We start from the raw sequence: 15,677 nt of genomic DNA on the forward strand, positions 1-15,677 counted from the left end.
GCCGATGTGTCCCAACGTCCGAGATTGCGTATTCCAACGCATCTCGGCGTTATTATGGATGGCAATGGACGCTGGGCGAAGGCGCGCGGCAAGCGGCGCACCGAAGGGCATATCGAGGGGGTCAAATCCCTCCGCAACCTCGTTGAACTCTGCATCAACTACGGCGTGGCGCATCTGACTGTATTCAGCTTCTCGTCAGAGAACTGGACGCGGCCTAAGGATGAAATTTCCTTTATTTTCAACCTTTTGCGCCGCTTCGTTGCGTCCGATTTGCAGCGTTTGATCCGCAATAATGTGCGGGTTCGGATCATCGGTAGCCGTGAGGGGCTGGAGGCAAGTCTCGTTCGCCTGATCGACGATGTGGAAGCCAAGACGGCCAAGAATACTGGGCTCGTTCTGATCGTGGCCTTCAATTATGGGGGCAAGGCCGAGATCGCTGATGCAACGCGCAAGATTGCGCGCGAAGTCGCTGCCGGCCGGTTATCCCCAGATTCAATTACCGAAGACACTATCGCATCGGCTCTTTATACTGCCGGTTTGCCGGATCCTGATCTTATTATTCGCACCAGCGGCGAACAAAGAATTTCAAATTTTCTTCTTTGGCAGGCTGCTTACGCCGAATTCATCTTTGTCGATGAGTATTGGCCCGATTTCGACGAGGCAAGCTTCGTCAGGGTGCTCGAGACCTTCTCGATGCGTGACAGACGCTTTGGCGGTATCGGGGCGAGTTAACTTGAGCAATCCAGGCGATCCTGCGCCAGAGTCTCCCGCAAATCGGCGTCGCACCTGGTCTGACCTTGGGCCCCGGTTTATTTCAGCCATGGTGCTTATCGCGCTGACGGCGACCACTCTTTATATCGGTGGCTATGTCTTTGCCGTCGTTGTCGGCGTCGTGTTCGCCCTTGCGTATCGCGAGTGGGAAACCATGGTGTCGCGCGCGCCGCTGACACCAGCCGGCATGGTGCTGATTGCTCTGGTTGCCGTGTCCGGCGCCATCTATCCCGCTTTCGGTCCTCTGGGGACGATTGCCGTGATCGCCGTGGCCTGCGTGGTCGCGATCTTCATGCGGGGGGAGGGCGTGCTCTGGCGCGTTCTGGGTCTCATCATATATGGCGCCATCATCATTGCCGTCATTGCCATGCGTGGTGACACCATTACCGGCGTCTGGGCCGGTGTCTATCTCGGCACCGTCGTGTGGATGACTGACTCCGCAGCCTTCTTTGCCGGCCGCCAGATTGGCGGTGAAAAGCTTGCGCCCGACATTTCGCCGTCCAAGACCTGGTCTGGTGCGCTCGGCGGTTTGGCGCTCGGTACTGGGGCAGGGCTGGTTGTGTGGATCGTGGCGACGGACTCGCCATGGTGGATCGGTCTTGTGCTGTCCGCGACGATCAGCGTACTAGGCCAGCTCGGCGATTTGAGCGAAAGTGCCATCAAGCGGCATTTTCGTATCAAGGATAGCGGCGACATCATCCCGGGCCATGGTGGCCTGATGGACCGGCTCGATAGCCTCACATTTGGCGTGTTGCTGGTGTTGTTGGTCGGCGCGCTACATGCTGGATATGGCTCTGTGGCTGAAGGGCTGCTCTACTGGTAGCAGGACCGGCGCGCGCGGAGCGCACACGGCCTAGCAGGGATATCCATGTTAGAATTCATCTATTGGCTTTTGTCCTATGTCATTCCGTTTCTTGCGGTTTTGACGGTCATCGTGTTCGTGCACGAGATGGGTCACTATCTGGTCGCCCGCTGGAACGGCATTGCGATCCAGACCTTTTCTGTCGGTTTCGGGCCTGAGATTTTCGGCTGGAACGACCGCCACGGTACGCGCTGGCGCGTTTCGGCGGTTCCGCTGGGCGGCTATGTGCGCTTTGTCGGCGACATGAACCCATCGGGTGGTGTGGATGACGAGGTCGTCGCCAATGCTGATCCACAACTGGCGCCACGCCTGTTCGTGAACAAGAATGTCTGGCAGCGCATTGCCGTGGTCATCGCTGGCCCGCTCGCCAATGTCATCCTGACCTTCCTCATTCTCTATGCCCTGCTGCTCGGCTATGGCCGCTACACGATCCCTCCGGTGATCGGGGACGTGATCGTCGGCTCCGTCGCCGAGGCCGCCGGGCTTGAGCCGGGCGATGTGATCCGTTCGGTCGACGGCTATGCCGTGCGCGGCTTTGAAGATTTCCAGCGGCTGGTGGCGACCAGCCCGGCACGGCCCGTGACGATCCAGCTGGATCGCGGCAGCACGGCCGAGACCATTGTCGTGGTCCCTGAAGTCACCGAGATTGAAGACCGTTTCGGCAATATGCAGCGGATTGGCCGTATTGGCGTCAGCCGCAGCACTGAGCCGTCGGACGTGACGCTCTACAAGCCCGGCCCGATCGAAGCCATTGGCATGACCGGCGAAGAAATTCGCTTCATCATCCAGCGAACTGCGGCGTTTATCGGCGACTTTTTCGTCGGTCGCGGCGATATCGAACAGCTTGGTGGACCTGTCAAAGTCGCCAAGGTTTCGGGCGAAGTAGCGACGCTGGGAATCATCGCACTCATAAATCTGACGGCTTTGCTCTCGCTAAATATCGGAATCTTCAATCTTTTGCCGGTTCCAATGCTCGACGGGGGCCATCTGTTATACTATTTGGTGGAAGCTGTGAGAGGGCGTCCGCTCAGCATGAAGGTGCAAGAAATAGGCTTCCGCATAGGATTTGCCCTTGTCTTGAGCCTCATGGTGTTCACGCTGTTTAACGATACGATTTTTGCGCACTTCGGAATCTTTAGGTAAGCTTCGGTTAACCTTGGTTTGCAAGGTGTTGCAGGAATACAAGGGCACCAAGCTTTTGCTAACCGCGTACAGGCTTACGGCTTGTCGTTGGTTAAAAAGGCGGTAAAACGGTGCAATGGAGTTAGCCTTGGGAAGCGCTGTGCATGGCGATTCCTCTGGCCTGGTCGCAGAAGGCAATAATAATATGATCCATACCACCAAGCTTATGCGCGGCGCTTTCCTAGCGCTGGCGATTCTGGGTGCAGCGCCGCTCGCCGGACCCAGCATCCCGCTACTTGGCGCTGTGGCAGCCCAGGCGCAGGAACAGTTGGTTGGCTCCGTGCTGTTTGAGGGCAATCGTCGCTTCTCGGACTCCCAGCTTCTTGCCATGGTCGATATGTCGGCCTCCGGAATTTTCAGCCAGCAGCGTCTTGCCTCGGATGTTGAAAGCATCCGCCAGGCCTATGACCGCGATGGCTTCCTGTCCGTTACTGTCGCTGCTCGCACCGAGGCAACTGCCGACGGTCGCGTTCGGGTGATTTTTGTCGTCAATGAAGGTGATCGCGCGGGCATCGCAGCGATCAACTTCACCGGCAACAACGCTTTCAACTCTGGCACGCTGAAGAGCTCGCTGCTGACCAAGGAAACTGGTCTGCTCAGCTGGCTGTTCAAGGATGATAGCTATGATGACCGCAAGCTCGCTGTCGATCGCGAACGCGTCCGTCTCTATTATGCCAATCGCGGCTTCCCTGATGCGCAGGTGACTTCGGTCGGTGAGTATGATGCATCGCGCAATGCGTACTTCATCAACTTCACGATCAATGAAGGTCAGAAGTACCAGTTCTCCAATGTCGGCATCGAAACCAGCATTGCAGGCCTGAACACCGACGCGCTGCGTGGTTCGGTCAAGACCGACAAGGGTCGTACCTATTCGGCTAGCGATCTGCAGAAGTCGATCGAAGACATTGCCTACGAAGCTACGACCCAGGGTTTCTCCTTTGTCGACGTTCGTGCTCGTCTCGACCGTGATGTTGCAACTGGCACGTTCAAGGTGACCTACCTGGTCGATGAGGGCGCGCGCATCTATGTCGAGCGCATCAACATCACCGGCAACACCAAGACCCGCGACTTCGTTATCCGTCGCGAACTCGAGTTCGGCGAAGGCGATGCCTTCAACCGCGCTTTGGTTGTCCGTGGTCGCCAGAATATCGATCGTCTCGGCTACTTCTCTGCTGTTGATGTGACCACTGCACCCGGCTCGTCTGCCGACAAGGTGATCCTCAACATCAATGTTACCGAAACGACGACTGGTGAGTATGGCGCAACTGCTGGCTACTCGACCGTTGATGGTGTGCTGGGCGAAATCTCGCTGACTGAGCGAAACTTCCTTGGTCGTGGTCAGTTCCTGCGCGCTGCCATCGGTGCATCGCAGTCGGGCCGTACTTTCGACTTCTCCTTCACCGAGCCTCGCTTCATGGGTCTCAAGGTGTCTGCTGGCGTCGACGCATATCACCGCATCAACGACGAAACGACGTCGAGCGTCTATGGTACAGAAGCTACTGGCGGTCAGCTGCGCCTTGGCATCCCACTGACCAGCACGTTCTCAACTACGTTGTTTGCAGGTATCGAGCGCAAGGTCATCAAGGACGGCGATCCCAAGGATCCTAAAAACCTCCCCGATTCGACTCTTGTTCGTAATGGCGAGGAGTTCTACAAAGCATTCGGCGGTTATACGCTGACTTGGAATGGCCTCGACGATACTAAGAAGCCGACTGAAGGCCTGTTCGCAACCTTTACGCAGACGTATATCGGCTGGGATCATAACCTGCTGAAGACCGAAGCTCGTGCCCGCTACTTCATGCCTCTGATCCAGGATAGCGGTATTGTTGCTAGCGTTCGCGCGCAGGCTGGCGTCGTCAATGACTTCAGTGGTAACGGCGTCAATGTCGTGGAAGCCTTCTCGCCTGGTTCGCAGTTGGTTCGAGGTTTCGAAGGTCGTGGTTATGGTCCTCGTCTCGCCAATGGTCAGTACCTCGGTGCGGTTGCCTATGCTGGTGTGTCGGCTGAAATCCAGTTCCCGATCCCAGCGGTTCCAGAAAGCTATGGCCTGTCGGCTGCGATCTGGGCTGACGCTGGTTGGGTTGATGGTGCCAACTTGCCGAGCATCGTCAATCCGAATGGCGCTCCTCCTAATGCCGTCAAGGGAACCAGTAACGATGAGCCATGGCGTACTTCGATCGGCGCTTCGCTGATCTGGGACAGTCCGTTCGGTCCTCTGCGTGGCGACTTCGCTCACGTGCTGAATAAGTCGACCGACGACCGTACGCAGGTCTTCCAGCTGACGATGTCGACTCTGTTCTAGGCCAACCTGGCGTAACACAGTATTTTGAGCCGCGGGGCGGTAGCGCCGCGGCTCAATTCTTTTAAGTGACATATATGGTCGACACCCGTTTTCATCGTTTTGCCGGCCCCTCCACGATTGGTGCTATCCTGACTGCGCTCAAGCGCGCCGAGCTGGTGGCAAGTCTCTCAAATACAGAGCTGGAGGTGACTGGGGTCACCGAACTCAATCTCGCAAGTGGCGGGGATCTGGCGCTCGCTGCGCACAGCAATTACACCGAAGAACTGCGCGCCACCTCGGCCGGTGCTGTTCTGGTCATTCCATCGCTCGTTGCCGAAGTGCCAGCCCACAGCATGGCTATCGTTGTCGACAAGCCGCATCACCTGTTTGCCGAAATTCTCGACCACCTCTATCCCGCCGATACGCGCAGCAATATAGTGTCGGGCCGTGATGATCTGGGGGAGCCCATTTTTGAGCGCGACGTCGTGATCGGCGCCAATGTGGTGATCGGGCAGGGTGTTGAGATTGGCCGTGGTACGGTGATCGGCGCGAATACGGTGATCGGTGCAGGCGTGACCATTGGTCGAAACTGCACCATAGCGCCCAACTGCACCATTGACTGTGCCCATATCGGCAATGACGTGGTGATCCATTCCGGCGTACGTGTCGGCACGGAAGGTTTCGGCTGGCTCGATTTCGGGCAGACAAACCGCAAGGTGCCTCAACTCGGCCGGGTGCTGATTCAGGATCGCGTCGAGATTGGCGCCAATAGCACGATCGACCGTGGCGCGCTTGGCGACACCATGATCGGCGAGGGCACCAAGATCGATAACCTCGTTCAGATCGGTCATAATTGCCGTCTCGGGCGCAACTGCCTGGTGGCTGCCATGACCGGTCTGTCCGGTTCCACTATTCTCGGCGACGGTGTGTTGTTGGGCGGCGGTGTCGGCACATCAGGGCATTTGAGCATTGGCTCTGGTTCGGTCGTGCACGGACGCGCTGCCGTCACCAAAGACTGGCCTGCCGGCAGCAAGCTTGCCGGTGCGCCAGCACAGGATATAAGAGATTTTTGGCGAGAGATCGCCGCCATGCGGAAACTATCCAAGGGGGATAAGCGGGGATGAACGACAGCGCACCAGCGACCACAGAGCTCGGAGCAATGAATATTGCCGAGATCCTGATCAGCTTGCCGCACCGCTATCCGTTCCTGATGATCGACAAGATCATCAAGATCGACCGGGACGAAACAGCTATCGGCATCAAGAACGTCACGTTCAACGAGCCGATTTTCCAGGGCCATTTTCCTGAAAATCCGATCTTCCCGGGTGTTTTGATCATCGAAGGCATGGCCCAAACGGCTGGTGCCATCGTCATCAAGCACGACTCGGGCGGCGGCAAGAAGAACATCGTCTTGATGCTGGGCGTCGATAAGGCTAAGTTCCGCAAGCCTGCGGGTCCTGGCGATACCATCGAGTTCCACATCGCCAAGATCCAGCGCCGCCGCAATGTCGGCCGCTACGAGGCCAAGGCAATGGTCGATGGCGTGATCATTGCGGAAGCAGAAATCACCGCGATGATCATCGAGGCGAATTCGTGAGCCAACCCAGCGTTCATCCGACAGCGATTGTCAGCGCCGGTGCCGGCCTGGGCAGTGGCGTCAAGATCGGGCCCTATTGCATCGTCAGCGAAAAAGTCGTGCTGCACGATAATGTCGAGCTGATTTCCCATGTCAGTATCGATGGCAATACCGAGATCGGTGCGGGAACGCAGATCTACCCATTTGCCGCCATCGGCCACAAGCCACAGGATCTGAAGTACCACGGCGAGGATTCTCGCCTGGTGATCGGCGAACGTTGCGTCATCCGCGAGTCGGTGACGATCAATCCCGGTACCGAAGGCGGCGGGATGCTGACCAAGATCGGCAATGACTGCCTGATAATGGCCGGCGCGCATGTGGCCCACGACGCGATCATCGGCAACAATGTGATCATGGCCAACTATGTCGGCATCGCCGGTCACTGCCAGATCGCCGACAACGTCATTTTCGGCGGCAATTGCGTCGTGCATCAGTTCACCCGCATCGGTCGGCACGCCTTCCTTGGTGCCCATTCGATGATTGATGGCGACGTCATTCCCTATGGCATGGCGGTCGGCAACCGTGCGGCGTTGACCGGGTTGAACCTTGTCGGCCTCAAGCGCCACAAGTTTGATCGCGAGGCGATCCATCGCTTACGTGCAGCCTATCGGATGATCTTTTCCAGCGAAGGCACTTTGCGCGAGCGCGTCGAAGATGCGGCTGGTCTGTTCCAGGGCGACCAGCTGGTGCAGGACGTTGTGGCCTTCATCGCCGCTGCGTCGGATCGCCCGATCCTGTTGCCGCGCAACGGGCATGCTGACGACTAGTTGCGCGGTTCCCGGCGCTTGCGCCTTTGATTGCTCAGGCAGGGGCCGACATCATGAACGATCGTCTCAAACTCTTCATCCTCGCGGGCGAGCCCTCCGGTGACCGGATTGCGGCTGACCTGATCGAGCGCCTGAAGCTTCGCGTGCCGCTGGCATTCACCGGTGTCGGTGGCGACTATCTGCAGGCGCAGGGTATGCGGTCGCTGTTCCCGATGAGCGATCTGTCGGTGATGGGCATCACCGATGTGGTACTGCGCCTGCCGCTGCTGCTCGGTCGCATCCGGCAGACCGCCAAGGTCATTCGCGACGCCAATCCCGACATTGTCGTGTTGGTCGATTCCCAGGACTTTTCAAAGCTCTTGGCCAAGCGGCTGAAGAAGCTGGGCTACGCCGGTAAGCTCATTCTGTACGTGTCCCCGTCCGTCTGGGCACGCTCGCCCAAGCGGGCACCCAAGCTGGCCCCGCTGTTTGATGAAGTACTGGCGGTGCTGCCATTTGAGCCAGCGGTCATGGAGCGCCTTGGCGGACCACTAACCAGTTACGTCGGCCATCCCGCGCTGCATGAGCGCCTGGTGCGTCCCTCTGTCGACCGTGGACCCGTAGTCCTGCTGCCGGGTAGTCGTGACGGGGAATTGCGCCGCCATCTGCCGCTGATGCGGGAACTGGTTGAAAAGCTGGCGGGCCATCCCGCCATTGATGGTTTTGTTATTCCAACGCTACCGACGCTTAAGACGCGCATGGAAAATGCAGTTGCAAACTGGGCAGCGCCGGTGCGGATCGAATCCGAACGCAGCGCTCGGTCCGAGGTCTACAATCAGGCTGTTATGGCGGTTGCGGTGTCAGGGACAGTGACGCTGGAGCTTGCCTTGGCGCAAGTGCCGATGCTCGTCGCCTATAACATGGATCCCTATCAGACGCGCTACTACGACATGCATGGTCGCCCGCCTGTGTCGCTACCAAATATCATTCTGGGCCGTGTTGCCGTGCCCGAACTGATCGAAGGCAAGCTCGATGTTTGGGCCCTGATCAACGAGGCCAAGACATTGTTGGACAACAAAAAAGCCCGCCAGGATCAGATCGATGCCTTTAGCGAGCTTTCAATGTTGATGGAAAACGGCGGAGCGCGTTTTCCGAAGCAGGACCCGGCAGACCGGGTCCTGGCGCATTTTTCTCGCAGTTAGCGCGCGTCGAGCGCTTCGTAGTCGCGGGCAGGCGAGCCATTGTACAGCTGGCGCGGACGGCCGATCTTCTTCTGTGGATCGCCGATCATTTCCTTCCACTGGCTGATCCAGCCAACGGTACGGGCAACCGAGAACAGCACGGTGAACATCGAGGTCGGGAAGCCGATGGCTTCGAGAATAATGCCCGAGTAGAAATCGACGTTTGGATAGAGCTTGCGCTCGACGAAGTAGGGGTCTTCCAGGGCGATCTTTTCGAGTTCCTGGGCAACCTGCAGCGTCGGATTATTGTGCACGCCCAGCAGGTCGAGGACTTCCTTGGCGGTCTTCTGCATCACCGTCGCGCGGGGATCGAAGTTCTTGTATACGCGGTGACCGAAGCCCATCAGCTTGAACGGGTCGCTCTTGTCCTTGGCGCGGGCGATGAACTCGGGAATACGGTCAACGGTGCCGATTTCCTTGAGCATGTTGAGCGCGGCTTCGTTGGCACCGCCATGGGCAGGGCCCCACAGGCAGGCAACGCCGGCAGCGATACACGCGAATGGGTTGGCGTCGGACGAACCGGCCAGACGCACCGTCGAGGTCGAAGCGTTCTGTTCGTGATCGGCATGCAGGGTGAAGATCAGGTCCATCGCCTTGGCGATAGTTGGGTTCACCTTGTAGTTTTCGGCCGGAACCGAGAAGCACATGTGCAGGAAGTTTGATGCGTAATCGAGGTCATTGCGCGGATAAACGAAGGGCTGGCCAACCGAATACTTGTAGGCCATCGCGGCAATCGTCGGCATCTTGGCTATCATGCGGATCGACGCGATTTCGCGCTGTTCTGGATCGGTGATGTCGGTGGAGTCGTGATAGAAAGCTGCCATGGCGCCGACAACGCCGGTCATGATGGCCATTGGGTGGGCGTCGCGACGGAAGCCGCGGTAGAAATAGTGCATCTGCTCGTGCACCATGGTGTGGCGTGTCACCACTTCGTCGAACTCGGCCAGCTGGGCCTTGGTGGGCAACTCGCCGTAGAGCAGCAGGTAGCAAACTTCGATATAGGAGCTTTTGTCCGACAGCTGCTCGATGGGGTAGCCGCGATAGAGCAATTCGCCCTTGTCGCCGTCAATATAGGTGATGGCGCTGTCGCAGGCCGCAGTGGACGTAAAGCCCGGGTCGTAAGTGAATAAGCCGGTCTTGGCATAGAGAGATCGGATATCGATGACATCCGGGCCTACGGATCCTGAGAGCACTGGAAATTCGTGCGTCTGGTCCCCGATGACGAGTTTGGCGACTTTGTCGGTCATTTAGCTCTCCTCGAACGCCCCTTGCCCCCCGCCACAATGAATGGTCGGGTGGGGCGGTAAAACTGGGCAGTATGAACTGCTTCGGACAGGTATCGCTTTTGGCCCCCTGAGGCAACTGAAGGGTAAGCAAGGCTTACCCTCCTAATAGCACTAGACAGCGGTGATTTGGTCTTCTAGGCGTGCCATGCTTTCGTCGCGGCCGATCAGCACCATCACCTCAAAAATCCCAGGCGATACGGTCTTTCCGGTCAGTGCGGCACGCAGTGGCTGGGCCAGTTTACCGAGCTTGAGTCCCTTGGTTTCGGCCAGCGCGCGCATGGCGCCGTCGATGGCGGGAACCGACCACTCGGTGAGGCCACGCAGCGTCTCCGCCATATCGGCCAAAACAGCGCGCGTCTCGGGTGTCAGATGGGCAGCCGCAGCCGCATCAATGGCCAGCGGACGTACGGCATAGATGAACTGAGCGAGATCGATCAGTTCAAGCACCGTCTTGGCGCGAGGCTGCAGTTCGGGCAGGGCGCTCAGAACCGTGGCCTTATTCGCGGTGAGACCATCCACATCGACCTGGCGGCCGACTTCGGCAGCGGTTGCCACCATCACGTCATACAGATAATCGGCCGCTGCCTCGCGGATATAGTGGCCGTTGATGTTCTCGAGCTTGACGAAATCGAAGCGCGCCGCGCCCTTGTTCAGGCCCTCGAGGCTGAACCACTCGACCATCTGATCGGTCGAGAAAATCTCGTCATCCCCATGGCTCCAGCCGAGGCGCGCGAGATAGTTGCGCAGGGCCTCCGGCAGGTAGCCCATCTGGCGGTAGGCCTCGACGCCGAGCGCGCCGTGGCGCTTGGAAAGCTTTGCGCCATCCGGCCCGTGGATCAGCGGGATATGGGCCATTTCAGGCACGGTCCAGCCCATCGCATTGTAGATCACAATCTGGCGAGCGGCGTTGGTCAGGTGGTCGTCGCCACGAATGATGTGGGTGACGCCCATGTCATGATCGTCGACCACAACGGCGTGCATATAGGTCGGCGTGCCGTCGGAACGCAGGATGATGAAATCATCGAGGTTCTCGGTCTTGAACACGACCTTGCCCTGCACGTGATCGTCGACGGTGATCTCGCCGGTCAGTGGCGACTTGATGCGGATAACCGGAGCGACGCCAGCAGGGGCCTCGCTCTGGTCGCGGTCGCGCCAATAGCCGTTGTAGCGGGGTGGCTTGCCGGCGGCGCGGGCTTCTTCGCGCATCTGGTCGAGTTCAGCGGGCGAGCAATAGCAATAATAGGCGTGGCCCATTTTCACCAGCTCGTGGGCGACTTCAGCGTGGCGCGCGGCGCGGCCGAACTGGCTGATCGGATCGCCATCCCAGGTCAGGCCGAGCCATGTCAGGCCATCGACCAGCGCGGTAACGGCGGCTTCAGTGGAGCGCTCGCGATCGGTGTCCTCGATGCGCAGCAGCATCTTGCCGCCCTTGTTCTGGGCATAGGCCCAGCTGAACAGAGCGGTGCGGGCACCACCAATGTGGAGGTAGCCAGTGGGCGAAGGGGCGAAACGGGTGACGACCTGGGACATGAGACCGGAATGCTTGGAGGATTTAGGCGCCGTGTGTAGCATAGAGGGGCACGAGCGCAAGGGCGGGGGCAGAGCGGGTGCAGGGGGCGGAGACACGCGAGCGCGACGTCCGTGCGGTGCCAGCACTGGTGCCGGTCTCGGTTCGCCCGGGTTTGCCGCAGCTTACGCTGCCCAAAACGCAGTTTCTGTCAGTCAATTGGGTGAGCGACGCCATCGCGGCGCGGCGGCTGTTTGTGTTGTTGCCCTTTGCCATGATTGCCGGGCTGATCGTCTATGTCGTTTTGCCCTACGAGCCCGAGGCGTGGGCCTTGCTGCTGGCCGTCGTGTGCCTAGTGCCTGCGGCAATTCTGTTGTGGCATTCGACGACGCTCCCGCTGGTTGCCTTGCTGGCCGCGTTCTGGTCCGGACTGTGCCTCTTGCCGCTGCATGGCGTTTGGTTCGGCACCACGATGCTGGCTCGACCGGCGTATGGGCATTACGAGGCGCGGGTCGACGAAATCGTCTCAGCCACGACCGAAACGCGCCGGATTATCATATCGAGCATCATCCCCACGGCGGGCGACCGACCTGTCCGCATTGCCCGGGCGCGCATCATGGTGCCGCCCGAACCGGTGCTGGCACCCGGAGATATCATTCGCGGCAATATCAGGCTCGCGCCGGTGCCGGGGGCAATCCTGCCGGGCGCCTTTGATGGTCAGTTCCACGCCTATTTTTCGGGGATCGGCGCCTATGGCAATGTGACCAGCGGTTTTGAACTCGTGTCGCATGGCAGCGGGATGGACGCGACCCGCGCCGTCGAGACGCTGCGTACGGCCATCGGCAGTCGCATCGATGCGGTGCTGCAGGGTTCGTCCGCCGCCATTGGCCGGGCTATGGTGATGGGCGATCAGAGTTCCATCGACGACCACACCCGCGAGATCATGGCGGCGTCGGGATTGGCGCACATCTATTCGATCTCGGGGCTGCATTTGTCGATCGTTGCGGGTGGGCTGTATTTCCTGCTGCGCTGGGGGATGGCCGCCATTCCCGCCGCCGGTCGGCGCTGGCCGGTCAAAAAACTGGCGGCAATTGGCGGGCTGATCGCGGCGACGGGCTATCTGCTGTTGGCGGGTGGGCTGAACAACGTGCCGGCCCTGCGCTCGACGCTGATGCTGGGGCTGATCTTTGGCGCGGTGCTGGCGGGGCGGCGGGCACTCACCATGCGCAATGTCGCCATCGCGGCGATTGCCATCATCATCTTCGATCCGGCCAGCGTGTTCCGCGCCAGTTTCCAGCTCTCCTTCGCGGCCGTCGCAGCGCTTATCGGCATTTACGAAATGCCACGTCTCGGTGCGCCTAGGGACCGGAGCTGGGCGCAGCGCATGTGGGGCAATGTCTGGGGCACGGCGCTGACCAGTTTTATCGCTGGCACGGCGACGCTGTTGTTCTCGGCCTATCACTTCCAGCACACCGCGCCGCTCGGTGTCATCGGCAATGTGCTGGTATTGCCGGTCGTGAGTCTCGTCATCATGCCCTTTGCCGTGTTGTCGGTGCTGGCCATGCCATTTGGTGTCGAGGGGCCATTCGTCTCGGCCATGGGCTGGGGCATTGACCGGATGATGGATGGTGGCGAACTGGTTGCCCGTTGGAGCGAAGGACTGACCGGTAACCCGCTGCTTACGGGTTGGGCGTTGGTCATTGGTTTGCTCGCGCTGGCGTGGTTTTCGTTCTTCCCGAAATGGGCACGGATGGTCGGACCGGTTGTTGCTGTGCCGCTGATCCTGCTGTTTGGCATGGACCAGCGCCCCGATGTGCTGATCGCCGACACGACGCAGGCCGTCGCCTTGCGCACCGAAACCGGCATGGGGCTGATCACCGGCAAGACGGGCAGTTTTGCCGTCAACGTCTGGGGCGACCACTATCAGGAGACCATCGCGGCCGGGCTGGAGCAGGCGCGTTGCGACGGCCTGGGCTGCGTCGCCGATATGGGCGCATACTCCGTCGCGGTGATCCGAAATCCCGCCGCCTTCGCCGAGGACTGTGGCCTGCAAGATCTGATCGTGGCGCGTGTCCGTGCGCCGGTTACGTGTGTCGGCGGCCTGGTCATTGACGCCAATGATCTGGCGCGGGGAGGCGTTCACTGGCTGCGCTGGGACGCAGCGGCGGGTCGGTTCGACCTCCGCACCGCCGTCCCCAATCTCACGCGCCCGTGGCGAGTTTCGCCACGGTGACACCAGCCGCCGGCATCTCGGTCGAGCCCAGAATATACCCGGTCTCGTCCTTGGCCGGCACCAGCGTTGCGGCTGTCGCGCCATAGTTCACGTAGATGCGATAGCCCTCGCGTGTGCGGCAGCGTACGCCGGCGGGCAGGGTAAGCATTGGTAGGTCCGTCTCGGCGATCAGGTAATCGGCCACACGCTGCACCAGCGCCTTGGTGCCGCTGGCGCCGAGGTAATAGAGCTTGCCCTGATTGACCAGAACCGGCCAGCCATCGACGTCCTCGATCACCACATTGGCTTTGGTCTCGATCCGCTCGCGCCAGTGATGGATCGCGCCGCTGCCCTTGACCTCGATTTCCTGTGTCGGATCGATGCTGTCGACCCGGATCACCTTGAGGTCGAGCAGATTTCTCGGCAGATCAGGCGCCAGCTTCTCTGGGATAGAAAAATGTTCGGTTTTCGAGCCAGAGCGCGGGCCGATCAGCAGATGGCCATCGAACTCGGTGATCGCGCTGCGCAGATCATCGTTCCAGGCAAAGAGTGCCGGGATGGCGACAATGTCATAACCGGCAAAGCTCCTGGTGCTCGGCGGCAGGATGTCGATATCGACGCCATGTTTGCGGAATGCCGCAAAAAGCGCGCGCACATGGGCACTGTGGCTAAAACCCTTGGCCTGCGGCTGGATTTCCCAGGCCCATTCGCTCTGATAGTCAAAGACAATGGCGACGCGGCCCTTGTTGGCCGTGCCGGTCAGTCCAATGCTTTCAAGCTCCTCGGCCACCTGCATGGCCTCGAAATAGGCCGGCGCCGGTTCGCTATCGGGGCGCAGCAGGCCGGCATGCATCTGCTCCTGGGCAAAGGGCGCCTGCCTCCAGCGGAAATAGGACACAACCTCGGCGCCGTGAGCGAATGCCTCCCATGCCCAGAGGCGCGCCATGCCGGGCAGCGGATCGGGATTGTACTGCGCCCAATTCACCGGGCCGGGCTGCTGCTCCATGATCCACATGCGGCCATGCCCGACGGCGCGATAAAGATCGTGGTGGAAGGCCTGATAGTCCGGCTCGCCCTGCCGCATATAGAGCCGCTTGACGTCGTCGGGCTCGTTGCTGACCGCCAGATGACCGAGCGGGTAGGCGTCCCAGCTGGCCACATCAAGCGTCTTGGCCACGTCATAATGGTCGAACTCGGTATAGCGCCCCATGAAATTGTGGATCACGGGCAGGTCGGGACGCACGGCCTTGAGGATATCGAACTGCACCTTGTTAAAGGCCGCCACCTGATCGGACGCATAGCGGCGGAAATCGAGGTTATGCGTCGGCGTTGCCTCGCAGACCAGCAGATTGGGTAGCTCGATCTGATCGAAGCGATTGTATTCCATCGACCAGAATACATTGCCCCACGCCTTGTTCAGCGCGTCGATGCTGCCGTATTTGTCAGCCAGCCAAAGCTGGAAACCTTCTTTGGCGGCGGGCGAATAGGAATAGGTCGTGTTGTGGCAGCCATATTCATTGTCGGTTTGCCAGGCGCCGAGCGCCGGGTGATTGCCGACGGCGTCAGCCAAAAGACGCGTAATACGGGCCGCTTCCTCGTGATAGCCGAGATGGCTGAAATCATAATGACGCCGCGAGCCGAAGCCCTTTTGGCGACCCTGCGCATCTACCGCCAGCATGTCGGGATGTTTGTCGACCATCCAGCGTGGTGGCGTTGCCGTGGGGGTGCCGAACACCACCTTGAGGCCGTGCCGCCCCAACACGTCCATTGCCCGGATGATCCAGTCAAAGGTCAGGTTGCCCGGCGTTGGCTCCAGCCGCGACCAGGCAAACTCACCGATGCGCACCCATTTGATGCCCACCTCTGCCATGCGCGCCGCATCACGTTCCCACCAGCCCTCGGGCCAGTGTTCAGGATAATAGCAGACGCCAAGGGCAGGGGCGGACATGGGCA

General features: G+C 59.9%; 12 protein-coding genes. 9 read left to right on the forward strand and 3 right to left on the reverse strand.

Going from position 1 to position 15,677, the window contains the following annotated elements; translation table 11 throughout:
- Positions 1 to 6 precede the first annotated feature (6 nt).
- The 8 genes from uppS (at position 7) to ABIE28_RS06470 (ending at position 8,680) form a co-directional block, all read left to right on the forward strand.
- On the forward strand, positions 7 to 732 hold the full coding sequence (gene uppS / locus ABIE28_RS06435; RefSeq protein ID WP_502913428.1) for an undecaprenyl pyrophosphate synthase: 726 nt from the start codon (positions 7 to 9) through the stop codon (positions 730 to 732).
- On the forward strand, positions 635 to 1,594 hold the full coding sequence (locus tag ABIE28_RS06440; protein ID WP_354061201.1) for a phosphatidate cytidylyltransferase: 960 nt from the start codon (positions 635 to 637) through the stop codon (positions 1,592 to 1,594). The genes uppS and ABIE28_RS06440 overlap by 98 nt, the downstream gene beginning before the upstream one ends.
- A 45-nt stretch (positions 1,595 to 1,639) precedes the next feature.
- Complete coding sequence (rseP, locus tag ABIE28_RS06445; protein ID WP_354061203.1) at positions 1,640 to 2,776, forward strand: RIP metalloprotease RseP; 1,137 nt, start codon at positions 1,640 to 1,642, stop codon at positions 2,774 to 2,776.
- A 184-nt stretch (positions 2,777 to 2,960) separates the two neighbouring features.
- Positions 2,961 to 5,117 (forward strand): outer membrane protein assembly factor BamA, encoded by a 2,157-nt coding sequence (gene bamA / locus ABIE28_RS06450; protein ID WP_354061205.1) that lies wholly within the window; start codon positions 2,961 to 2,963, stop codon positions 5,115 to 5,117.
- Between the two features lie 74 nt (positions 5,118 to 5,191).
- The gene (gene lpxD / locus ABIE28_RS06455; protein WP_354061207.1) at positions 5,192 to 6,220 is read left to right on the forward strand and encodes a UDP-3-O-(3-hydroxymyristoyl)glucosamine N-acyltransferase; all 1,029 of its coding nucleotides are present in this window, start codon (positions 5,192 to 5,194) and stop codon (positions 6,218 to 6,220) included.
- The gene (fabZ, locus tag ABIE28_RS06460) at positions 6,217 to 6,693 is read left to right on the forward strand and encodes a 3-hydroxyacyl-ACP dehydratase FabZ (protein WP_354061209.1); all 477 of its coding nucleotides are present in this window, start codon (positions 6,217 to 6,219) and stop codon (positions 6,691 to 6,693) included. The genes lpxD and fabZ overlap by 4 nt, the downstream gene beginning before the upstream one ends.
- Complete coding sequence (gene lpxA / locus ABIE28_RS06465; protein WP_354061211.1) at positions 6,690 to 7,499, forward strand: acyl-ACP--UDP-N-acetylglucosamine O-acyltransferase; 810 nt, start codon at positions 6,690 to 6,692, stop codon at positions 7,497 to 7,499. The genes fabZ and lpxA overlap by 4 nt, the downstream gene beginning before the upstream one ends.
- A gap of 53 nt (positions 7,500 to 7,552) precedes the next feature.
- The gene (locus ABIE28_RS06470) at positions 7,553 to 8,680 is read left to right on the forward strand and encodes a lipid-A-disaccharide synthase (protein ID WP_354061213.1); all 1,128 of its coding nucleotides are present in this window, start codon (positions 7,553 to 7,555) and stop codon (positions 8,678 to 8,680) included.
- Here the strand turns inward: ABIE28_RS06470 and gltA are convergent.
- A complete protein-coding gene (gltA, locus tag ABIE28_RS06475; protein ID WP_354061215.1) occupies positions 8,677 to 9,966 on the reverse strand; it encodes a citrate synthase in 1,290 nt (429 codons plus the stop codon). The genes ABIE28_RS06470 and gltA overlap by 4 nt on opposite strands.
- 150 nt (positions 9,967 to 10,116) lie before the next feature.
- Entirely contained in the window at positions 10,117 to 11,535 is a 1,419-nt protein-coding gene (gene gltX / locus ABIE28_RS06480) for a glutamate--tRNA ligase (protein WP_502913365.1), read from the reverse strand.
- Between the two features lie 77 nt (positions 11,536 to 11,612).
- Between gltX and ABIE28_RS06485 the strand changes: the two genes are divergently transcribed.
- The gene (locus tag ABIE28_RS06485; RefSeq protein ID WP_354061219.1) at positions 11,613 to 13,745 is read left to right on the forward strand and encodes a ComEC/Rec2 family competence protein; all 2,133 of its coding nucleotides are present in this window, start codon (positions 11,613 to 11,615) and stop codon (positions 13,743 to 13,745) included.
- Here the strand turns inward: ABIE28_RS06485 and ABIE28_RS06490 are convergent.
- Positions 13,714 to 15,672 carry a beta-galactosidase gene (locus ABIE28_RS06490; protein ID WP_354061221.1) on the reverse strand — a complete coding sequence of 653 codons (1,959 nt, stop codon included), beginning with the start codon at positions 15,670 to 15,672 and terminating at the stop codon, positions 13,714 to 13,716. The two genes, ABIE28_RS06485 and ABIE28_RS06490, sit on opposite strands and share 32 nt — an antisense overlap.
- Positions 15,673 to 15,677: the final 5 nt, after the last annotated feature.

The organism is Devosia sp. 2618, assembly GCF_040546815.1.
In the GTDB taxonomy this organism is placed as follows: Bacteria; Pseudomonadota; Alphaproteobacteria; order Rhizobiales; family Devosiaceae; genus Devosia.